At 67.1% G+C, this 20,790-nt stretch carries 20 protein-coding genes; 7 read left to right on the plus strand and 13 right to left on the minus strand.

What is annotated here, in order from left to right:
- Positions 1–19 precede the first annotated feature (19 nt).
- The gene (pnuC, locus tag DMB37_RS18005) at positions 20–736 is read left to right on the plus strand and encodes a nicotinamide riboside transporter PnuC (protein WP_135233704.1); all 717 of its coding nucleotides are present in this window, start codon (positions 20–22) and stop codon (positions 734–736) included.
- A gap of 98 nt (positions 737–834) precedes the next feature.
- Here the strand turns inward: pnuC and DMB37_RS18010 are convergent, their stop codons facing one another.
- The 11 genes from DMB37_RS18010 to DMB37_RS18055 all read right to left on the minus strand — a co-directional run bounded on the left by DMB37_RS18010 (position 835) and on the right by DMB37_RS18055 (position 13,677).
- Positions 835–1,581, minus strand: a complete 747-nt coding sequence (locus DMB37_RS18010; RefSeq protein WP_135233705.1) for a TetR/AcrR family transcriptional regulator — start codon at positions 1,579–1,581, stop codon at positions 835–837.
- A gap of 9 nt (positions 1,582–1,590) precedes the next feature.
- Positions 1,591–3,132, minus strand: a complete 1,542-nt coding sequence (locus tag DMB37_RS18015; protein ID WP_135233706.1) for a cytochrome P450 — start codon at positions 3,130–3,132, stop codon at positions 1,591–1,593.
- A 179-nt stretch (positions 3,133–3,311) separates the two neighbouring features.
- Positions 3,312–3,458, minus strand: coding sequence for a hypothetical protein (locus DMB37_RS40580; RefSeq protein WP_159080744.1), 147 nt, complete (start codon positions 3,456–3,458; stop codon positions 3,312–3,314).
- A 46-nt stretch (positions 3,459–3,504) separates the two neighbouring features.
- A complete protein-coding gene (locus DMB37_RS18020) occupies positions 3,505–4,296 on the minus strand; it encodes a DeoR/GlpR family DNA-binding transcription regulator (protein WP_135233707.1) in 792 nt (263 codons plus the stop codon).
- Positions 4,297–4,422: 126 nt separating this feature from the next.
- The gene (locus DMB37_RS18025) at positions 4,423–6,540 is read right to left on the minus strand and encodes a CocE/NonD family hydrolase (RefSeq protein ID WP_135233708.1); all 2,118 of its coding nucleotides are present in this window, start codon (positions 6,538–6,540) and stop codon (positions 4,423–4,425) included.
- A 14-nt stretch (positions 6,541–6,554) separates the two neighbouring features.
- Positions 6,555–8,174, minus strand: coding sequence for an AMP-binding protein (locus DMB37_RS18030; RefSeq protein WP_240772438.1), 1,620 nt, complete (start codon positions 8,172–8,174; stop codon positions 6,555–6,557).
- A 139-nt stretch (positions 8,175–8,313) separates the two neighbouring features.
- Complete coding sequence (locus DMB37_RS18035; protein ID WP_135233710.1) at positions 8,314–8,967, minus strand: TetR/AcrR family transcriptional regulator; 654 nt, start codon at positions 8,965–8,967, stop codon at positions 8,314–8,316.
- A 70-nt stretch (positions 8,968–9,037) separates the two neighbouring features.
- Positions 9,038–10,435: a lipase family protein gene (locus tag DMB37_RS18040; RefSeq protein ID WP_135233711.1), complete on the minus strand. Its 1,398-nt coding sequence runs from the start codon at positions 10,433–10,435 to the stop codon at positions 9,038–9,040.
- A 144-nt stretch (positions 10,436–10,579) separates the two neighbouring features.
- Positions 10,580–11,488, minus strand: a complete 909-nt coding sequence (locus DMB37_RS18045; protein WP_206055270.1) for a carbohydrate ABC transporter permease — start codon at positions 11,486–11,488, stop codon at positions 10,580–10,582.
- Between the two features lie 55 nt (positions 11,489–11,543).
- Positions 11,544–12,425 carry a carbohydrate ABC transporter permease gene (locus DMB37_RS18050; protein WP_186818868.1) on the minus strand — a complete coding sequence of 294 codons (882 nt, stop codon included), beginning with the start codon at positions 12,423–12,425 and terminating at the stop codon, positions 11,544–11,546.
- 1 nt (position 12,426) lies between these two features.
- Positions 12,427–13,677 (minus strand): extracellular solute-binding protein, encoded by a 1,251-nt coding sequence (locus DMB37_RS18055; protein ID WP_240772439.1) that lies wholly within the window; start codon positions 13,675–13,677, stop codon positions 12,427–12,429.
- Between the two features lie 128 nt (positions 13,678–13,805).
- Here DMB37_RS18055 and DMB37_RS18060 point away from each other — a divergent pair, with 128 nt between their 5' ends.
- The 6 genes from DMB37_RS18060 to DMB37_RS18085 all read left to right on the plus strand — a co-directional run bounded on the left by DMB37_RS18060 (position 13,806) and on the right by DMB37_RS18085 (position 20,035).
- Entirely contained in the window at positions 13,806–14,750 is a 945-nt protein-coding gene (locus DMB37_RS18060) for an SIS domain-containing protein (RefSeq protein ID WP_135233713.1), read from the plus strand.
- Positions 14,751–14,823: 73 nt separating this feature from the next.
- Positions 14,824–15,906, plus strand: coding sequence for an ROK family protein (locus tag DMB37_RS18065; RefSeq protein WP_240772440.1), 1,083 nt, complete (start codon positions 14,824–14,826; stop codon positions 15,904–15,906).
- 127 nt (positions 15,907–16,033) lie between these two features.
- Positions 16,034–17,194 (plus strand): N-acetylglucosamine-6-phosphate deacetylase, encoded by a 1,161-nt coding sequence (locus DMB37_RS18070; protein WP_240772441.1) that lies wholly within the window; start codon positions 16,034–16,036, stop codon positions 17,192–17,194.
- On the plus strand, positions 17,191–18,144 hold the full coding sequence (locus tag DMB37_RS18075; RefSeq protein WP_135233714.1) for a hexose kinase: 954 nt from the start codon (positions 17,191–17,193) through the stop codon (positions 18,142–18,144). The genes DMB37_RS18070 and DMB37_RS18075 overlap by 4 nt, the downstream gene beginning before the upstream one ends.
- A 39-nt stretch (positions 18,145–18,183) precedes the next feature.
- Positions 18,184–19,011 (plus strand): class II fructose-bisphosphate aldolase, encoded by an 828-nt coding sequence (locus tag DMB37_RS18080; protein WP_135233715.1) that lies wholly within the window; start codon positions 18,184–18,186, stop codon positions 19,009–19,011.
- A 157-nt stretch (positions 19,012–19,168) separates the two neighbouring features.
- Positions 19,169–20,035 carry a DUF559 domain-containing protein gene (locus tag DMB37_RS18085; RefSeq protein ID WP_135233716.1) on the plus strand — a complete coding sequence of 289 codons (867 nt, stop codon included), beginning with the start codon at positions 19,169–19,171 and terminating at the stop codon, positions 20,033–20,035.
- Positions 20,036–20,115: 80 nt separating this feature from the next.
- Here the strand turns inward: DMB37_RS18085 and DMB37_RS18090 are convergent, their stop codons facing one another.
- Positions 20,116–20,430 (minus strand): DUF3349 domain-containing protein, encoded by a 315-nt coding sequence (locus DMB37_RS18090; protein ID WP_135233717.1) that lies wholly within the window; start codon positions 20,428–20,430, stop codon positions 20,116–20,118.
- 17 nt (positions 20,431–20,447) lie between these two features.
- Positions 20,448–20,783 carry a DUF3349 domain-containing protein gene (locus tag DMB37_RS18095; RefSeq protein ID WP_135233718.1) on the minus strand — a complete coding sequence of 112 codons (336 nt, stop codon included), beginning with the start codon at positions 20,781–20,783 and terminating at the stop codon, positions 20,448–20,450.
- Positions 20,784–20,790 lie beyond the last annotated feature (7 nt).

Consider the following 20,790-nt stretch of genomic DNA (forward strand, 5'->3'; position numbering starts at 1 on the left):
GCCGATATCGCGCCGATGGATGACATCGGTCCGTGCGCTGGTTGCACCACAGGTGAACCCGATCATCGCGCTGCTCGACGCCAAGCTGCACATCGCAGGCTCGGAGATCCTCTGGCGCGAGGTGATCGGAAACGGTTTCGGCCTCGCCTCCGCACTCGGCGGCATGCGCAGGCGGGTCTGGGCCTGGCCGATCGGCATCGGCGGGAACGCGCTGCTGTTCACCGTCTTCGTCGGCGGCGTCTTCAACACCCCGCAGCAGTTGAACATGGCGGGCCAGGCCGGGCGGCAGCTGATGTTCATCGCGGTCAGCGTCTACGGCTGGTGGAGCTGGCATCGGCACGCCAACGAGACCGGTCTCGAACACCGCGGCGTCGAGCCGCGCTGGGCGAGCAATCGCGAACGTCTCGTCCTGATCGCCGCCATGTTGCTCGGCACCGCCGCGTTCGCCCAGCTCTTCGCCGTCATCGGGTCCTACGGTCCGTGGGCCGAGGCCTGGATCTTCACCGGCTCGGTGCTGGCCACCTACGGCATGGCCCGCGGGCTGGCCGAGTTCTGGCTCATCTGGATCGCCGTCGACATCGTCGGCATCCCCCTGCTGGTGAAAGCGGGTTACTACCCCTCGGCCACCCTGTACTTCGTCTACGCGGGCTTCGTGGCCTGGGGCTTCGTCGTCTGGATGCGCAGCATCCGCCCCGTGCTCCCGCCCGCCCCGGTGCCGCTGGCCACCACCCCCTAGGAAAAAAGTTCGGCTTCCTCCAGTTGGTCGACGTCCGACACGATGCGATGGTCAGCACCGTGCTCGGCGAGCGCCTGCTTCGCGATCCGCCGGCAGCGTCAATCCTTCGGTGCCGCAGCGTCGGCGAAGAGCTTGGCGAGGGTTTCCGCGATATTGGCGGACCGGTCGAAGTGGTAGCCACGGTCGGCGGCGTGGCCGGCGAACAGGTGCCAGGCGGAGGAGGTGAGCATGCGGGCGATGGTTTCCTGATCGGGGTGCTCGGCACCGGGCGGGGTACCGATGTACTGCGTGACGATGCCCTCCACCAAGCCGACCAGGCCGTAGACGAGCGGGCGGTACGGCGCCACGTCGATGGCGAGCATGGTCGTCCACGACGAGAACTGTTGCCACAGTGCCTCGGCCACCCGATGCCTGCCGATGGTCAGGCTGGTCTCCCCCGTCGCGTGCCCGTGCACCGGGCCGTTCTGGCCGAACTGATACAGATTGGGATGTTCGGCCGCCCAGCTCACCACCCGGCGCATGATCTGGTGGAACATGTCCTCCGCGGTCTTGGTCGGGTCGAGCACGAACAGCGCCTCCACCTCGGCCACGTAGTGGTCCAGGATGTACTCGCGCACCCGGGCGTCCAGGTCTTCCCGATTGTCGAACTGGCGGTAGACCACCGAGCGCGCCAGTCCGGCTCGCTCGGCGATCTGCTGGATGGAAACCTCGGCGGTCGGGCCGTGCTCCTCGATCAACGCGACCGCCGCCGCAAGGATCTGCGCCTGCCTGGTCGAGTTGTGTTCGTCCCAGCGCTGCCCGCCCGAGCGCCTGCGATGGCTACGCATGTGGGCTGGCGGCTTCACGGTTATCGACTATACGGCGGTGTCCGCACGCTCCAGCTCCGGCAGGAACCGGGGCCGCATCAGCAGCGGTCCGTCCGGACCACCGGTGAACGAGATCTGCCGCCGCACTCGCTGATCCGACACCGCGTCGAACTGCAACTGCTGGGCGAAGGTGGCGACGACGAGCGCGGCCTCCATGTTCGCGAATCCCGAAGCGACACACATTCTTTTGCCCGCGCCGAAGGGCATGGTGGCCCGTTTGTGTTCGCGCGCTATGTTTTCCGGCAGGTAGCGGCTCGGATCGAACTCCTCCGGGCGCTCCCACACGCGCTGATTGTGGTGCGACCCGTGGATCAAGGTGATCACCGTGGTGCCGGGTTCGATCAGGTAACCACCCAGTGCGTCCGGCTCTTTCGCCGTTCTGGCCAGCCCGACCACCGGCGGCAACACCCGCATGGTCTCGGCGACCACGGCCTGCGTCCACGGCAGCCGATCGAGGTCGGCGGCGGTGGCCGGGCGCGAACCGAGCACCGAGCACACCTCCTCGCGTAGTCGCTCGCGGGCCTCGGGATGCTCGGACAGCAGCTGCCACACCCAGGTCAGCGCGGTCGCGGTGGTCTCCATCCCCGCGCCGACGAACGTCATCAGCTCGTCGTGGATCTCCTGATCGGTGTATTGGTAACCGGTCTCCGGGTCGGAGGCATCGATCAGCGCGGCGAGCAGGTTGTCCTTGCGGGTGATCCGGCCTGCGCGGTGGTCGGCGATCAAGCCGTCCACCACGCGCTCGGCATGGCGCAGGTCGCGCATGGTGCGCGGCTCGACCACCCAGCCCGCGGCCCGCATGATCCGCATCGGCAGCCGCGAGTTCCCGGCGTCGTCGCGATGGCGGGAATGCCGGTGCAGCCAGGTCGCGACGTGGTGCAGCGGATGACTGAGATTGGTCATGAAGCCACGGCCGAAGAACCGCAGCAGCCGATAGAGCACCACCTCCGACATCGGGCCGGTGATGTCGGTGCCGAACATCGTGCGCGACGTGACATCCAAAGTGAGGCGGTTCATTTCGGCGTTGACATCGACAACGCCGTCGCTCGCGGACAGCTGTCGGATCCGCGCCACCGCGTCCCTGGCCGCCTCGACCATGATCGGGGCGAACCCATCGACGTTGCGCTTGGCGAAGATCGGCTGCACCAGCCGCCGATTGCGCTGCCACAGTTCGTCGTTCAGATCGGTCACCAGTCCGCGCCCGAACGCGACCGCGAGCATGTCGTAGTCGGGGCTCTTGGTGTAGTTGTTCTGATTGGTCACCAGCACATGCCGCGCCAACTCGGGACTGCGCACGATGACGAACTTCGCGAACGGCACCCTGGCCACGATCACGTCGTCCTGCCCGGGGAAATTGGTCACGTAGTCCAGCACCGTGTGATCGCGCACCCGGGGCAGGATCCCCAGCGACAACCGCACCGACTCCCACCAGCTCACCGGCGTGTTGTGCCATCGAATGAAGGTCGGCGCCCAGCGGGGCGGGTGCAGCGTGGAATCGACTTCGGCAGCAGTGGAATCGACATCGGCCATAGCGGGCTCACCTTGCCTGAACGTTCATATGGGACGTGCTGTCCCACTCAGGTTAATGAGACGCCATGACCCAGTCAATGGGCGGCGCGGTGGTGCACCTGGTCGAAAGCAGCACAGCCCGACAAGCCGTCCATGGCTTGCCGGGCTGTGCGGCTGAGACTCGGAGAAGTCAGCAGCTACTAATTGGGCGTGTCACCCTCGTAGTCCATATTCGCTGCCTGGTCTTCCCTGGTAGCGGCGGCATCGTCGGTCGCATCCGGCTGGTCGACCTCGTCGCGGTCCACCTCGGTGTCGTCGGGACGGTTGGTACCGGGTTCAGTGGTCATGGCCTCGGGCATGCCCGGCGTCACCGCGTTCAAACAGGTGACGCGGCTACACCACGTCGACCCGCACCCCGGTCGCGCGGATCGCCGCTACCGCCGACGGGTCGGCGTCGGTGTCGGTGACCAGCGCATGCACCTGTTCGATGCTGCAGATGCGGGCCAAGGCGGTGCGCTCCAGCTTGTCGGCGGTGGCCACCACCATGACGTGCCCGGAGCGGCGCACCATCTCGGTGGTGACGCCGGCCTCATCGATGTGCCTGCACTGAGCGCCACCCTCGGCGGAGATGGCGTTCACACCGAGGATCAGCTCATCCAGGCGCAGTTCGGCCAGGGCGCGTTCGGCGAGGGGGCCGTGCAGTTCGTAGGACTCGCGGCGGGCCACGCCGCCGAGGACGACGGTGCGCATGTGCGGGCGCAACACCATCTCACCCGCGATATTGAGGGCGTTGGTGACGATGGTCAGTTGCTCGTCGCCGGTCATGCCCAGGTCGGTGCGCCCGGCCAGGGCCCTGGCCACCGCGGTGGTCGTCGTGCCGCCGTTCATCGCGATGACCGCGCGCGGATCCACCAGCGACGCAGCGTGTTCCGCGATCCGCTGCTTGGCCTCCCCGCCGGTCTGGCGGTAGCGGGCGGGCAGGTCATAGGCGACCGAGGTGGCGACGACGCCGCCGTGGGTTCTGGTCGCCAGCTGCTGTTCGGCGAGCGCGGTGAAGTCGCGCCGCACCGTCGCGGAGGAGACGCCGAGGCGTTCGGCGGCCTCCTCCACCGAGAGCCGGCCGGAGTCGGCGAGCAGTTCGAGCAGCCGGTTCCAGCGCTGGGGTCGGTCGGTCGGTCCGGTCATCTCATACCGCCCTGCGGCACTCGAACACACCGACCTGCTGTTTTTCGTGGCACGCGAACAATCTGATCACAGGCACGCTGCCGAACGTAGAGATTCCGGTACCGCAATACCAAGCCGAGTGCCTTCTCAGCGGTGCCGCGGGGTGGCCGTGGCCAGCGGAATCGTGAGGAACGAGGCCGCCGCTTCGGTGCGCTGGATGTCGTATACGCCACCCAGCAGCGCCGGATAGTCCTTCGGGTTGAAGATGTGGGTCGGCGCGTCACCGGAGCCGATCGTCACCTGCAACCGGTGGCCGGGCTGGAAAACGTGGAAGGCCGGACGGATCTTCACGTTGTACTCGGTCACCTGTCCTGGGACCACCGGCAGCATCGATTCGCGAGTGCCGGGATGGAACGCGCCGAGCACACTTCCGTCCGCGGCCCGCCACGTCCGATCCTCGTCCAGCGCCCGGAAGTTCCCGGCGAGTTGCCCGTCGGTCAAGGCGATGGCCGTGCCGTCCGGCGCGATGTCCTGCACGGTCACGCTGAAGGCCGAGGCCGGGGTGCTCGAACTGGCGAAGAGGGTGGCGCCGATCGGGCCGCCGAGCACGGTCGGCTCGGTGAACGGCTCGGTGCTGTACTGCGGATTGTCCAGCAGCCCGGGCACATCCGGATGCGCCGGGAATTGTCCGCACGGATCGTCGACACCGGCCATAGTGGCGAGCAGCTGGTAGACGCCGGAGAAGTTGCGGGAGAACGAGGAGTTGCAGAGGGTGCCGCCATTGGCCGGAGTGAACGTCACCCGGTCCGAACCCGCCGCAGCCGCAGGACGTTCCGGTGCCAGTCGGCCGCCCTCCGCCAAATAGAGGTTCTGCGTGGGAGTTTCGCGCATCGGATATGTTGCGCTCTCGATCACCTTGCCGTTGACGTCGATCGCGTGCAGCGGCGTCTTCGTCGCATCGATGCCGTTGCGGTCGTTCTTCAACCACCGGTCGAACCACGCCAGTTGGATGGCGTGCATATCGAGGTCGGTATTGCGCTGCACGCCGGGCTGCACGTGAAACCAAGGGCCGGTGAGCATTTGGAAGCGCCCACTTGACGGCGCGTCCGCCGGCATCGGCCCGTGGTGCGCGCGTCCGGCGTAGGCGTTCTGCAGCCCGGCGAAAGTGCGCGGCGTGCCGTCCTGGAGCAGGTCGTACTGGCCGCTGACCAAGTACGTCGGAATGTCGTTCGCCGCAATCTGTGCCACCACGTTGTCGATCGCCCGCGACTCCCAGTACGGGCTGTTGTAGGCCTTGTCGCCGTCGAGCAGTGCGTTGAACACCGAATGCCAGGTGCCGTCCGCCCGAAAGTGTGCCAGTAGATGGTCCACGAAGACGCTGGTCAGCTTGTCCGGCTCGCGATACAGCCCGAGGATCGGCGCGAGCTGCGGCAGCACGGTGATCGGAAACTGCAGCATGGAGGCCAGGAAGGCGAGGTTGTAGAACCCGTCGTGATTCAGCAGGTCCTGGAACGCGTGGTTGCCCGGCATCAGCGGGAACAGCGCGCGTACCGGCGAATCCGGTTCCAGCACACCGGCGGTGAAGAGTTCGGTCATTCCGAGATAGGACAGGCCCCACAGCCCGATCTCGCCGGTCGAGTTGGGTAACCCCGCGGCCCAATGGATCACCCGCTTGGCGTCCTCGCGTTCCTGTGGCTGCAAGATGCTCCACTGCCCGCCGGAGGAGCCGGTGCCGCGGATGTCCACGATCACGCTGATATAGCCGCGCTTGACGAAGTAATCGCCGTAACCCGCCGCGTCGCTCACCTGTTCGGCCACGTCGATGACTGTCGGCAACGCGTTTTGCAGAAGCGGCCCGATGCCATCGTAGGACAGCAGGCGCATGAAGCCCCCGCTGTCCTTGCCGTACGAGGTCTGGGTCAGCACGATCGGGAACGGACCGGTCGCCGGTGCGCCGGACGCGTCCGTCGGATACCGAATGTCCGCGCGCAGTACCACGCCGTCCGCCATCGGCAACTCGACGTTCTTCTGTTCGCCGACGCCGTACAACTCCGGACCCGGATTCCACCCCTCGGGCAATCCGGTGCGGGAGTCGGCCGTCGGCAGGGCGTCCCCGCCCGTCGGTTCCGCACCGGCGAGCGGCAACACCGAGGAAACTGTGAGCACACCGATGGCGACCAGTGTCCGGGCCGTCGTCGTGGTGGCCCTGGCCAATCGACCTCGGCGCGTGCCGCCACGATTCGGCGGGTAAGTGGTCATCATCATTGATCACCCATCGCTCAGTGCACCGTAAGGTCGCGGCGCAGCAGTTTTCCAGTGCTGGTGCGCGGAAGTTCGTCGAGGAAGGTGACATCCCGCGGCACCTTGAACCGAGCCAGATTCGCCTTCACGTGCGCCCGAACACTTTCGGCGTCCAACTCGTGACCGGCCTGCCGCACCACGAAGGCCGCGAGCCGCTGCCCGAACTCCTCGTCGGGCACCGCGACGATGGCCGCCTCGGCAATGGCCGGGTGGGTGTACAGCAACTCCTCGACCTCGCCGGGAAAGACGTTCTCGCCGCCGGAGACGATCATGTCGTCGTCGCGGCCGTCGATGAACAGCCGTCCGTCCGAATCCCAGTGCCCCACATCGCCGGTGGACAGCAGCCCGTCGATGCTGTCCTTGTTGCCACCGCCGGAGTACCCCGCGAACGACAGCAGACTGCGCACGTAAATGGTGCCGCGCCTGCCCGGTTCGGTGACCGGCTTGTCGTCGTCGTAGAGCCGGACGGTACACACCGTGGGCGGGCGGCCCACCGTCCCCGGCGCCGCACGCCAATCCTCGGGCGTGGCAATGGCGGCGACGCCGACCTCGGTGGAGCCGTAGAAGTTGTAGAGCACATCACCGAACGCCTGCGTGGCGGCATCACCCAGCGCGGCGGGTAAGGCCGACCCGGCGCTGAAAACGATACGCAGACTGTCGGTCTGATACTTGGCCAAGGCTTCCGGGCCTAGGTCGAGTATCCGGCGCAGCATGGTCGGCACGAGGACGAGCACCTGCGCTCGATGGTCCGCGACGGCGGCCAGCGTCGCCTCGGCGTCGAATCGCCTGTGCAGCACCACCGTCGAGGCCAGCGACAGTGCCAGGATGAACTGATTCAGCGCCGTACCGTGGAACAGCGGCGCGGCCAGCACTACAGTCTTATTGCGCCGCAAGGGAATTCGCTCCAGCAATGCGGCGGCCGCCAGCGGCGACTTGACCTCGCGCGGCACACCCTTCGGCGTTCCGGTCGTCCCGCCGGTCAGCAGCACGAACCCGCCCTGTCGCGGCGGCGGCGCCAGATCGGCCGGGTCGTGACCTGCGATCAATTGGTCAACCGTGGCAATGCCGTCCACGTCGACGCCGTCGTGCACCGCGAGCACCCGCCGGACCTGCGGCGGCAAGATCCGCAACAGCTCGGTGAATTCCTGGTCGTACACCACGGCATCGGCGTCCTCACGTGCCGCGACATCGGCCAGCTGCGGCCCGGCGAATCCGGTGTTGAGCAAGACCAGTCGCGCGCCGATCTTGGCGGCGGCGAGCATGGTGTCCACCAATTCACGCCGGTCCCGGACGAGCGCGGCGACGGTATCACCCGGCCCGAGGCCGAGCGAGGCGAAGCCGCGGGCCAGGGCATTGCCGCGGGCCTCCAATTCCCGGTAGGTGAGCGAGCCGAGTTCGTCGATTACCGCCACCCGATCGGGCTCCCGCCGTGCCGACATCCGCACCGGCCCGGCGATGCCGCCGAACTGCCGGACAGCGCGGGCGGCGCGCACCAGATCGGCAGGCGCGAGCAGGTCGAGCACACCGGCGCGTTGCAGCACGCCCACCGAGTGCAGAGTGACCATCAGCGCCCGAACGGCACTTCCGATGGAGGACATGAACACTCCGTCCAGAGAATCGTCGATCTCCTCGAGTAAGGAGGTCGACTCGACTGTAGGAGATTATCCTCAATTGGGCAAGATGCCTTTTCAGATGATTTCGGCAGTGCGGTCGTTCTGCGATCCAGGTGATTTCAGATCAGGTGAGAGCGAGTCCGGAGTTCACGAAATACGCGATCTCCTCGCAGATTTCGTCGAGACCGATCTCCGCGCCGGGCAGGGTGCTCTGGACCAATTCCTGAGCCAGTGAGTTCACCGCGCCGATCACCGCGAGGGCGAATAGATCGAAGCGCCTCGGTTTGGTCTCGCCGCGCTCGACCGCCCGCTCGGCCTCGCTGATGATCAGCGCGGAAAGCAGGCGCCGCTGCTCCCTGCGCCACTCCTCCACGGCCGCACTCACGCCGACCACTTCGACATAACACACCCGCGCGGAGCGGTGATCCTGACAAGTCACCGCGAGATAAGCGCCGAAACCCTGCACCACCCTCGTCGACAGCGGCTCGCCGACGGTTTCGGCCAGCGCCTCCAGCGCCCGCTCGACCGCGTGCGAGGTTATCCGATTGACCAACGCGATCAGCAAAGCCTCACGGCTGCCCATATCTTCATAGAAACTGCGCGTGGACACATTGGCTTCCGCGCACAGCCGCTCGATGGAAGTGGCTGCGTAACCCTGGGTTCCGAATAATTCGAGCGCGGCGTCGATCAATCGCGTCTGCCGCTGGGCGACCCGCTGCTCCCGAGACAGCCCGCCGTAGCTGCGACCGTCCTTTGCCTCCGCTTCCCGCCGTGCCACCGTTCGATGCTACCCCGCACCCTCCCCGCCACCCCGGCACGGACATCGGTCCGCGCCGGGCGCACCGCTGCTACTTCTGCTGGCCGATCGCGTATCCGACGAGGGCTTGCGCCAGCGGCGGCAGTATCTCCGACAGCGCCTGCCCGAATTGCGGTTCCGTGAAGGCGCTCACCGGACTGGTGATCGAGCAGCCCACGGGTGCCGCGACCCCGTTGAGCCGGTCCTGCAACCAGAAGAACGCGCCGGGCAGATGCGCGGGAACGCCGGAGATATGTTCGGCGAGGAATTCCCGGACATATGTCACGCTCGGCGCGCCCTCGGCGCAGTATTTATCGACGATGGCATCGGTGCCCGCGATCGGGATGAGCTCGTCGTGCTGCGCGTGATAGAAGTAAATCGGCACGGTCGGCTTCTGCTGTCCGAGTGAGTTGTCCGCTATCGCCGCCCGGATCTCGGGCAGGCTCAATGGATCACCGCCCTGAAAACTGCCGAAGTAATTGAATCCGGGAAACAGGGTCGCACCCTGCGGATGGCACAGCACCTTCTTCGACGCCATGACGAATTGCCCGAGCAGATCGACCTTTTCGCGCATTACCCGCTGCATCTCCGGGTATTCGGTCGCAATACCGACGATCGCGGCCGAGATGAGCCCCGCATAGACGCCGCCGTTATTGTGCCGCACCACCTCGGCATAGTCGCCCGCCGCGACACCGCCCGCCGCGACGCCGACGATATTGAGTTCGGGCGCGTAACTCTGCTTGATCTCCGGCACGAAGGCCGACGGAATCGTGCCGCCGGAGTAACCCCACAGCGCCGTCGGTGTCTGCGGCCCGTTCAACTGCGCCGGGGCGAAGTTCTCGGCGGCCCGAATACCGTCGAGCGTTGCTTGCGCGTTCATGCGCGAGGCGCCGTACGCCGAATTCGGACCCTGATAGTCGGGCATCGCGACGGTCCAGCCCTGGCCGAGACCCGCGGCGATCGGGATGAGCGTCTCCGCCGCGTTCACGTAATCGACCGGGATGGCGCCGGATTGGGCGACATAGGACGGGGCACAGTACTGCGCGACGCTGTCCTCGGCGATCTGATAGGACAGCAGCTTCGAGCCACCGGCGGGCGCGGGCCCGCGCGGTTTCAGGATCGTGGTGACCGTCGAGATCGGCTCGCCATGACTGTTGGTGGTGCGATACAGCAACTGCCACGCATCGACATTCAGCTGCACGATGCCCATGAACGCCGGGTAGATCGCCCGCGCGCGCAGGATCTCACCCGGTTGCGCCGCGGCGACCGCGCCCGCGGCGGGCCGATAGAAGTCGTCTAGTTCGGGTGGCAGGGTCAGCGCGGGCGCGGGCTCGACCCGGACACCGTCCTGCTCGCCCGGCTCCGCCTGGCCCGAACCGAGTGCCGTCCACGCCGCCATCAGCGCGATGACGCCGAGGACGACGACGCGCCCACCATTGCGCACGCTCATCGAAGTGCCTTCCCGTAACCGCTCGTTACCGATATTGGTAAGAGATATTTTCAGATAACGGGCCAGAAGTCCAGACTCAGACAGTGGTGTGCTTCATGAACAGGAAAACGGCGGGTGGTGTAGCACACCACCCGCCGTACCCGACTACTTGACGCTGCCCGCCGTCAGACCTGCGACGAGGCGCTTCTCGATGAACGCGAACAGAATCACGACCGGGATGATACCGACCGTGGAGATAGCGAAAACGTATTGCCACGACGTGTCGTACTGGCCGATGAACTTCGTCAGCGCCACCGACAACGGCTGGTTCTCCGCGGTGGTCAGCACCACCAGGCTGGCGGCGAACTCATTCCAGCAGGAGACCACCACGAAGATCGTGGCGGTGACGATGCCGGGCCAGACCAGCGGCAGGCTCACCCGGACCAGGGTCTGCCAGCGACTCAGCCCGTCCAGCATCGCGGCCTCCTCGATCTCCACCGGAATGGCGGCGAAGAAGCTGTGCAGGATCCACACCGCGAACGACAGGTTGAACGCCGCGTTCACCAGGATCATCGCCAGCCAGGTGTCGTTGATGCCGATCGCGAAGAACTCCCGGATGAGACCGGTCACCAGCACCGTCGGCTGCAACATCTGAGTGACGAGCACCAGGCCGAGAAACACCGCGCGACCCGGAAACTTGTGCCGCGCTGTGTAATACGCGGCCGGGATGGCGACGAGCAACACGAGCACCGTGGCGAACACCGAAATGATCACGGTGCTGGCCATATTGAAGGCCAGCGGCGTCTCCGGCGTGTCCCACATAGTGGCGTAGTTGTCCGGATGCCACGACTCGGGGAAGTAAGTCGGTGGGATGCGCAGGATTTCGGGCCTGCTCTTCAGCGAGCCGAGCACCATCACGATGAACGGCACCAGGAACAGCGCGGCGAGCACGACCCCGACCGCGGTCAGTTCCCAGCGGCGCCGTTTCGGTTTCGCCTCGCGACGCTCGGCCGATTCGGCCACTTCTACCGCACCCGTTACCTTTTCGAGGTGCGCCACGTCCGCCGTGGTCATCGGTCGACCTCCTGTGCCGTGCGGGACACCCGGTCGATCGCTGGCTGCGGTCTCGTCACCCGTCGACCTCCTGCGTCGGCCGGATCACCTTCACGTAGATCGCGATGATGACGATGATCAGCACGAAGTTCAGCACGCTCATCGCCGCGGCCGTGTCGATCGCCTGGTTCTGCCGAATCAGCTTGAACATCAACGTGGTAGTGGTGTCGGCCTCGAAACCCGCGATACTGCCGGTGATCACCTGCAGAATCGGCAACGAGTTGAACGAGTTGATGATGTTGATGATCGTCGCCACCGCGATCGCCGGACGCAGCTGCGGCAGCGTGAGAAAGCGGTAGCGCTGCCACGCACTCGCACCGTCGACCCGGCCCGCCTCACCGATCTCGGCCGGAATGGATTGCAGCCCAGCCAGAATGGTGTAGGTGGTGAACGGGATCGAGACGAACACCGCGACCCCGATCGCGACCAGGAACGCGGGCGTCGGCTGCTTGGTGAAGCCGAAGCCCCGGTCCAGCAGGCCGATATCGACCAGGAAGCGGTTGGCGATGCCGACGTCGGGATCGAGCATGTAGTAGAAGATCGTCGTCGTCATCACGACCGAGGCCGCCCACGGCACGAGAACCGCCATCCGCACCGCCGTGCGGCCGGGGAAATCCTTGGCCAGGAACTGGGCAAGGCCCGCCGAGAGCACCAGGGTGATCAGCACGACGGCGACCACCCAGATCACCGTGTGCGCCAGTACCGAGCCCAGTTCCGAAATCCTGAAGAGCTCGCGAAAGTTCTCCAGCCCGGCCGGGCCGCGGTCCTGACCGTATTGGCTCAAATCCCGGGTACTGGTCCACACCATGTAGCCGGCCGGAAAGGCGACGATAGCCGCGATCAAGACCAGCGCGGGCCCGATCCACGGTATCGCCGCCAGAGTTCCTTTCCGTCGCACGCTATTTCGCGGCTTCCTGAACACGTGCCAGCACCTGGGCCGGATCGGTGCCCTGCGCGATGGTGCCCATCTGCTGCCGGATAGCGCCCTGCGCCGCAGCCCATTTCGGGTTGTTGCTCGGGTAGAACTTGGCCACCGCGAGGGTCGGACCGAACGCCTTCGTCACCGGGTCCGCAGCCAACTTGGCGGCGGCGCTGTTGGTGATCGGGATGAAGCCCTCTTTGGACACGAAGTTCGCGTAAACGTCGGCGCTGTAGAAGAAGTCGAGGAACTTCTTGATCGTCTCGGTCTTCTTGCCGTCCTTCTTGAACGCCATCAGGTGGTCGGCGACGCCGAGCGTCACCGGGGTGCCGGACTTGGTCGGCGTCGGCGCGGTCGAGTACTTCAGCGCCGGGTTCTTCGCGGCGATTTGGCCGATGGTCGGGGGCAGACCCTCGATCATGCCGATCTTGCCCTGGATGAACGCGTTGATGACGTCCTTGCGGTCGGTCGCTCCCGGGTTCGGCTGGGTGACACCGGCATCGGCGAGCTCGCGCATGGCGCGCAGGCCCTCCAGGTTCTGCGGGGTGTCGACGGTGATCTTGTCACCATCGGCCCACTGGCCGCCCGCGCCGAAGGTCCAGATCGAGGTCTCGCCCTGGGCTTCCTCGCTGCCGAGCGGCAGACCGTAGCCGGAGACACCGCCGCCGAGCGCCTGGATCTTCTTGGCCGCGTCGGTGAGCTCGGCCCAGGTCTTCGGCGGCGAGGTGATGCCCGCCTTCTCGAACAGTTCGGTGTTGTAGAACAGGGTGCGGGTGGAGGCGAACAGCGGCAGCGCGTACTGGGTGCCGTTGAGCGAGGCGTTCTTCGCGAAGCCGGGCTGGATGTCGGAGAGCACCGACGGCGAGACGATCTCGTTGGCGGGGTACAGCATCCCGTCGCTGGCGAAGCTCGCGTAGGCGTCGATGTTGAGGATGTCCGGGGTGGTCGAGGTCGACTGGAGCTTGGTGCGCACCACGTCGTTGATCGAGTTCCAGGACTCCATCTGCAGGTTCACCTTGATATCAGGGTTCTTCTGCTGGAAATCCGCGATGATGCCGTCCCACAGCGCCTTCGTACCGGTGGCCCCGTCACTGTAGGCCGGGGCTAAGAAGTTGATCGTATTCTCGGAGTCGGCGTTATCTTTCGAGCCGAACCCACAGGACGAGATCGCCAGCGCGAGGCCGGTGACCATCGCGACCCCCGCAAGCACGCCGTGGAGTGGTCTTTTCACGAGTAGAACCTTTCAAATTTGCACACCGGGCGCCACTGGACAGCCGATGATGGGATCGAACTGATCGACCGACTATCAACATAGACCCAAGCTTGATCATATGTGACCGATTCGCTCGTAAATTTGACATGAACGATCACCGGGCGGATTCTGTTGTTGTGCCGATCTCCGCCGAAACCACGCCCGTGACCCACCTGGCCAACGAGGTCGCCACCCAGCCTGACGACTGGGCGCGCGCCGAAACGATCGCTGCCGAACATCGCGACATCCTCCCCCACAAGGGCGAGCGAGTCGCCGTGATCGGTTGCGGCACTTCCCTGTTCATGTCCAAAGCGATCGCGGCGCTGCGCGAGGGCGCAGGCCACGGTCTGACCGACGCCTGGCCCGCCAGCGAGGTCCGCTACGGCCGCGACTACGACCGCTACCTGGTGATCTGCCGCTCCGGCACGACCACCGAGGTGGTCAACGCCATGCGGGACATCCCAGCACACATTCCCCGCACCGTCATCTGCTCCAGCCCCGGCACCCCGGTGCTCGAGCTGGGCGATCCGATCCTGATCGACGAGGTCGACGAGGAATCGGTGGTGCAGACCCGCTTCGCCACCACCGCCCTGGCGATCCTGCGCTGGCACCTCGGCGAAGACCTCGCCCCGGTGATCGAGCAGGCCCGCGCGGTGCTCGCCGAGGACCCGGCCGTCTCGCTCGCCGACGTCCGGCACGCCGAGGAGATCAGCTTCGTCGGCATGGGCTTCGCCGCCGCCATCGCCGAGGAGTCCGGTCTGAAGCTGCGCGAATCCTGCCAGTCCTGGACCGAGTCCTACCTGGCCACCGAGTACCGGCACGGCCCGATCGCCATCTCCGCGCCGGGCCGCGCGGTCTGGGCCTTCGGCCCGCTGGTGCCGAACTTCGCCGCCGATATCGCCGGTACCGGTGCGCACTTCGAGCACCGCGACATCGACCCGATGGCCGATCTGCTGCGCGTCCACCAGCTGTGCGTGCTGCGCGCGGCCGATCTCGGCCTCGACCCCGACCACCCGCGTGGGCTCAATCGCTCGGTCGTCCTCGACCAGTGATCGGACCGCCCCGGTGAAACTCGAACCAGCCGGTCCCGCGCCACAGCCCGGACCGGGAACTACTGTGCCAACCATGGGAGTCGCGCACGACCCGGGAGCAGGGCGAGCGGCCGTTGCCGAGCGCACGGCGTCCCCGACCAGTGCCGCCGGTGCCGCGGCCGGGACTGCCGGGTCGACCGCGGCGGCGCACCGCGGCGGCACAGTGACGCGTCCGGTTGCGGCGACCCCGCAGCCGGGCGCGTTGGCCGAGGACGCGCTGGTGCTCGGGCTCGATGTCGGCGGCACCACCATCAAGGGCGAGATCACCGACGCCGCGGGCCGCGTGCTTGCCGTCGGCACCGTCGCGACCCCGCAGGGCGAAGCGGCCTTCGACGCGATGGGGGCGCTCGGCGATCAGTTGCTCGCCGAGCTGGCCCCCGAGCTGCGCGATCGGGTCGGCCGGGCCGCCGTCGTGCTGCCCGGCATCGTGGACACCGTTCGGTCGATCGCGGTGTTCAGCAGCAATGTCGGGTGGCGGGACGTGCAGGTCGGTGACCGGTTCGTCACCCGCTGGGGCATTCCGGTGCTCATCGAACACGATGTGGCCGTTGCGGGTTGGGCCGAATGGCGCTTCGGGGCCGGACGCGGTTACGACAACGTGTGCGTGGTCATTCTCGGTACCGGCATCTCCGGCACCCTGTCCGTCGGCGGGCACCTGCTGCGCAGTACGTACGGACAGGTCGGCGAATACGGGCACATCCCGGTGCGCGCGGACGGTCTGCCCTGCCTGTGCGGCAACACCGGTTGCGTAGAAACCGTGGCTTCGGGAGCGGCGATCGCCCGCGCTTACACCCGTCGCACGGGTCGTGAGATCGGTGGTGCCGCAGAGGTATTCGCGCTGGTGGATACCGATACCGATGCCAAGGCGGTGCTCGGGGATGCCGTCGACGCGCTCGCCGACGGTTTGATCGGGATCGTGCATGCCGCGTGCCCCGAACTGATCATCCTCGGTGGTGGACTGGCGGGAGCTGGTGCCGCGCTGACCGATCCGCTGCATCAAGCGATCGCCGATCGGCTTCGGCTGGTTCCCGCTCCGCACGTGGTGTTGGGTGAGTTCGGGGCTCGGGCCGGGCTGATGGGTGCTGCGCTGTTCGCCAGGCAGGGGGCGCTCGAATGATCGGCGCTGGGCGTCTACGTCTGGGGGCTGAGCTTTCGGCGCTCCGGGCCGGGCCATTCCGCCGCGAGATCGTGCCTTCGGTGGCCGGTGTTCGCCACGTCCGGTCGGCCGGGATCGAGGTGGTGTCGTGCTGACGGGTGCCGAGTCGACCATCCGCGGGCGCGTCGTTTCCGCGAGCGCACAGCTCGACGACGGCGTGGTCACCGTGGTCGACGACCGGATCAGTGCCGTGCTGCCGTTCACGGAGTGGGTTGCGGCGCATCCGGATTCGGCTGCGCCCGCGTTTTCCGGCACGGTACTGCCCGGGCTGGTGGACATGCACAACCACGGTGGATTCGGGCATCGGTTCGACACCGTCGACGCGGCAGAAGCGCGGGCGGCGGCGGAGTTCCATCACGCGAGCGGGTCTACGACCGTGGTGGCCAGCGTGGTCACGGCGGCCGCCGCGGACATGGTCGCGCAGACCGCTGTACTGCGGGAACTGGTGGAGGACGGGCTGCTCGGTGGAGTTCATGCCGAGGGGCCGTTTCTCTCGGAGGCGCGCTGCGGGGCGCAGGATCCCCGGTTCCTGCGCGATCCCGATCTCGAGCTGACCGATCAACTGCTCGCCGCAGGCGGCGGGCAGCTGCGGATGATGACGCTGGCGCCGGAGCGTGCCGGCTATGACGCTGTCGCGCAACGGCTTACCGACCACGACGTGGTCGTTGCGCTGGGGCACAGCAATGCCGACTACACGTCGTTCCTGAAAGCGTTGCGGCCCAGCGGGTTCGGCACCGTGGCTACACACTTGGCCAATGGCATGCCGCCGCTGCACCACCGCGATCCCGGCCCGGTCGGCGCATCGCTGGTCGCCGCCGCGGCCGGGCACGCGACGGTCGAGCTGATCGGGGACGGTGTGCATGTCGACCCCGGTTTCGCCGCGCTGGTTTTCGCGACCGCGCCGGGGCGGGTCGCGCTGATCACCGATGCCATGCAGGCGGCCGGGTTGTCCGACGGCGAGTATCAGCTCGGTCCGCAGTCCGTGACGGTGCGCCAAGGGGTCGCCCGGATCGCGAACGGTTCTATCGCGGGTGGCATCAGCACGCTGCTCGACTGCGTGGCGCGCGCGGTGCGTGACTCCGGCGTGTCACTGGCCGACGCGGTGCTCGCGGCCACCTCGACCCCGGCGGCCGCCCTCCGGCTACCCGACGTCGGCGACCTCCGTACGGGCTATTTCGCCGACTTATTGATAGTCGATGAGACGCTCCGGTTGCGCCGGGTGCTCAGGCGAGGACAGTGGTTGTCGTGATCCTCACCGTGACGATGAACCCGGCCTACGACATGACCTACCGTGTCGAGCACTTCGAGCGCGGGCAGGCGCATCGGGTCCGCTCGGTCGAACAACGCATCGGTGGCAAAGGCATCAACGTCACTCGGGTGTTGAATCAGCTCGGAAAGTACGCCAGGGCAACGGGTTTCGCCGACCACGCGTTCGCCGCGGCCGCCGAGCTGGAGATGCCCGTCGACTTCGTGCACGCCCTGCCTTGGGTGCGGCGCACGGTGGTGATCAGCGAGTCCGAGGACGGCACCGCGACGGCGCTGTGGGAACCCGGCGCCCGCGTATCCAATCCGCACGCCGCCGAACAGCTCGCGGTCCGCGTCGCGGGCATGCTGCCCGACATCGACGGCCTGGTCATCTCCGGATCGCTGCCCGGCGGCATCGCCGACACCTTGCCCGCCGAGATCGCCCGCACCGCCATCGCGGCCGACGTGCCGACCATCTGCGATGTCGACGGCGAGGCGCTGCGCCTGGCCGCCCAGATCCCCGGCGTCATCCTGATGCCCAACAGCGACGAACTGCACCGGCTCACCGGTATCAAGCCCGCCAGCGCCGATGAGGTCGTCACGGCGGCTTTTCCGCTGATCGAGGCCGGTGTCCGCGCCGTCATCGCCACCAGGGGCGCCGACGGCATGGTCGCCGTCACCGCCGAGGGCGCCTGGTTCGCCACCCTGCCCGAGCCGCTGGCCGGAAATCCCACCGGTGCCGGCGACTCCGCCACCGCCGCGGTGATCGCCGCCCTCACCGCCGACACCGTCCCTGCCTGGCCCGAAATCCTCACCGACGCCGTCGCCACCTCCGCCGCGGCGGTCGTGATTCCCGTCGCCGGGGAGATCGACCGTTGCCTGCGCACCCGGATCGCGCCCACCGTCCGGGTCACCCAGCTGGACCTACCCACCCGCCAAGAAACCACCCCCTGAGCCGAGGCCGGGTGTGGTGAGCTTTCAGGAGACTTCGCTATGCCGCTGACACCCGTTTCCGCGTTGATCGCCGCCGCCAGACCCGGCGGGCTCGGTGCGTTCAACGTGATCACCCTCGAGCACGCCGAAGCGATCGCCGCCGCCGCCGAGTCGGCGAAACGACCTGTTGTGCTGCAACTTTCGGAGAACACCGCGAACTATCACGGCAGCCTCGCCCCGCTGGCGCTGGCCTGCCTGCGCATCGCCGCGGACAGCAGCGCCGACATCGCCGTCCACCTCGACCACGCCACCTCCCCCGAATTGATCCGCACCGCAGTAGATCTCGGCATCCGCTCGGTCATGTACGACGGCTCCACCCTCGACTACGCCGCCAACCTCACCGCCACCGCCGACATCACCCGCTGGTGCCACGACCGCGACGTCCACGTCGAAGCCGAACTCGGCGAGGTCGGCGGCAAGGACGGTGCACACGCGCCCGGCGTCCGCACCGACCCCGACGAGGCCGTCGAATTCGTCGCCGCCACCGGCGTGGACGCCCTCGCCGTAGCCGTCGGCTCCTCGCACGCCATGCACACCCGCACCGCCACCCTCGACAACGACCTCATCGCCCACCTAGCCGCCAAGGTCCCCGTCCCCCTGGTCCTGCACGGCTCCTCCGGCGTCCCCGACGAAGGCCTGCGCGTCGCCATCCAACACGGCATCACCAAGGTCAACATCGCCACCCGCCTCAACGTCCTGATGACCGAAGCCATCCGCACCACCCTCACCACCACCCCCACCCTCTCCGACCCCCGCAAATACCTCACCCCCGCCCGCACCGCCATCCAATCCGAAGTAACCCACTTCCTCCACCTCCTCGCCGGCTAACCGGCCCGTGAGTGGCACACCATCGAGAGGCCCTCTCGCGATTCGCCGCAGCCATGTGCCACTCACGCCGGAACCAACCTGTGGATGGCGAGATTTCTGTGGATAGCTGGGGGGTTTGTGGCGGGAGGGGTGGTAGCGGGCGGGCAGGATCGGGTGGATGGGGGACTTCGATGAGCCATTTCCAGGGAGTTGGGCTGTAGCGGGCGGTCAGGTCAGCGCGTGGGAACTGCGCAAGGACTTCGACCGAATTCATCCGGATGTGTACGTGCGCAAAGGCATACAGCTGGATGCACGCGGGCGTGCGCAAGCGGCCGGTCATTGGGCCAAAGGCGCGGGTATTCTGGTCGGCTTCTCAGCGGCGGCAATGCACGGCACCCGGTGGCTCGAGGACAAGCCGGCCGAGATCACGCTGACGAACAGAGCCCGGCCGCCTCGTGGTGTGCTGGTGTATCGCGACGAGATCCCGGCCGACCAGGTGTGCAGCGTCGCCGGTTTCCGATGCACCACCCCGGCGCGCACCGCCTTCGACCTGGCGCGGCGCCTTGATCCGCCGGAAGCCATCGAGGTGCTCGATGCCCTTTGCCACGCGACAAGCCTCGAACCGGCAGAAGTCGAACGCCTCGCCGCTCTGCTGCCACGCACCCGCGGTCGCGGCAACCTGCGCAACGTACTTCCCTACGTCGACGGGGGCGCCGAATCCATCCCCGAAAGCCGAACCCGGCTGCTTCTCCTACGGGCAGGCCTGCCCGCACCCGAAACCCAAATCCGAATACTCGGCTCTGACGGCATGACCGCGGCACGCCTCGACATGGGCTGGCGCCGTTGGCAAGTAGCCGTCGAATACGACGGAGCACACCATTGGACTGACCGCAACCAGCGCGCCTGGGACATCGACCGCGCCGCCGCCCTCGAATCCCTCGGCTGGGCCCTCATCCGCGTGAGCGCCGCCCTACTCACCGGTCGCCCCCATGTCATCGTGGAGCGCGTCAAGCGCGCCCTCCGTTCCCACAACGCTGACTTCTAATGAGTGGCACACCATGGAGAGGTCCTCTCGCGCTTTGCCACAGCCATGTGCCACTCACGAGTCGGATCGAACGGCGACGACTAGGACGCTGGGTCGGGGTCCTCGGGGGTGGCGCCGTTCTGGGGCCAGGCGTGGGCTTCCAATCGCGTCTGCACGCGCGAAACGTCTGCCTCCGAGGGCATTTCGTTGGTGACCTTGGTGATCATCACCTGGATGTCGGTTTTGTCGGCGGGGAGATCGCCGGAACCCGCTAGTTCGGCGGCGATTTGGCGGACCTCGTCGTCGGAGAGTCGGCGGCGGAGCAGGGCGAGCAGCGGGATGTAGTCGGCTTCCGGGACACCGTCCGGATAGCCGGCGCGCAGCCAGTCGATGATGGCGTTCAGGAAGGGTGGCATCGGTGAACGCTGCTTGCTCAGTCGAGGTCGGCTGGTGGGTCGGCGAGTGGCCAACCGCCCGCCGCGAGGTGCGAGGCGACCCGGGCGACGTCCACTTCGTCCGGCTGTTCCTTCGCGACCCGCGCAATGGCGTCCTCGATCTCGGCGCGGGTGATCTCGCTGTTCGGGTTCTCCGCCGCCAGTTCCTCGGCGATCGCGACCACCTCGAAATCGGTGAGATGCCGGTGCAGCACCGCGAACAAGGCGACATAGTCGGAGTGCGGGATGCCCTGCGGGTAGCCGGCCCGCAGCCAGCCGATGATCCGGCCGAGTACCTTCGGCCTGAGCTCTGCGGGTTTCGCTTGATCGGTCACATTGCGC

This window comes from Nocardia sp. CS682 (genome assembly GCF_004634405.1).
In the GTDB taxonomy this organism is placed as follows: Bacteria; Actinomycetota; Actinomycetes; order Mycobacteriales; family Mycobacteriaceae; genus Nocardia; species Nocardia ninae.

What these genes read in the sequence shown, in the direction of transcription:
- DMB37_RS18060 (WP_135233713.1), top strand. Translation starts at nt 13,806, where the DNA reads ATGAACGATCACCGGGCGGATTCTGTTGTTGTGCCGATCTCCGCCGAA.
- DMB37_RS18080 (WP_135233715.1), top strand. Translation starts at nt 18,184, where the DNA reads ATGCCGCTGACACCCGTTTCCGCGTTGATCGCCGCCGCCAGACCCGGC.
- DMB37_RS40580 (WP_159080744.1), bottom strand. Translation starts at nt 3,458, where the DNA reads ATGACCACTGAACCCGGTACCAACCGTCCCGACGACACCGAGGTGGAC.
- pnuC (WP_135233704.1), top strand. Translation starts at nt 20, where the DNA reads ATGACATCGGTCCGTGCGCTGGTTGCACCACAGGTGAACCCGATCATC.
- DMB37_RS18090 (WP_135233717.1), bottom strand. Translation starts at nt 20,430, where the DNA reads ATGCCACCCTTCCTGAACGCCATCATCGACTGGCTGCGCGCCGGCTAT.
- DMB37_RS18020 (WP_135233707.1), bottom strand. Translation starts at nt 4,296, where the DNA reads ATGACCGGACCGACCGACCGACCCCAGCGCTGGAACCGGCTGCTCGAA.
- DMB37_RS18040 (WP_135233711.1), bottom strand. Translation starts at nt 10,435, where the DNA reads ATGAGCGTGCGCAATGGTGGGCGCGTCGTCGTCCTCGGCGTCATCGCG.
- DMB37_RS18085 (WP_135233716.1), top strand. Translation starts at nt 19,169, where the DNA reads ATGGGGGACTTCGATGAGCCATTTCCAGGGAGTTGGGCTGTAGCGGGC.
- DMB37_RS18045 (WP_206055270.1), bottom strand. Translation starts at nt 11,488, where the DNA reads ATGACCACGGCGGACGTGGCGCACCTCGAAAAGGTAACGGGTGCGGTA.
- DMB37_RS18015 (WP_135233706.1), bottom strand. Translation starts at nt 3,132, where the DNA reads ATGGCCGATGTCGATTCCACTGCTGCCGAAGTCGATTCCACGCTGCAC.
- DMB37_RS18065 (WP_240772440.1), top strand. Translation starts at nt 14,824, where the DNA reads ATGGGAGTCGCGCACGACCCGGGAGCAGGGCGAGCGGCCGTTGCCGAG.
- DMB37_RS18030 (WP_240772438.1), bottom strand. Translation starts at nt 8,174, where the DNA reads ATGTCCTCCATCGGAAGTGCCGTTCGGGCGCTGATGGTCACTCTGCAC.
- DMB37_RS18025 (WP_135233708.1), bottom strand. Translation starts at nt 6,540, where the DNA reads ATGATGATGACCACTTACCCGCCGAATCGTGGCGGCACGCGCCGAGGT.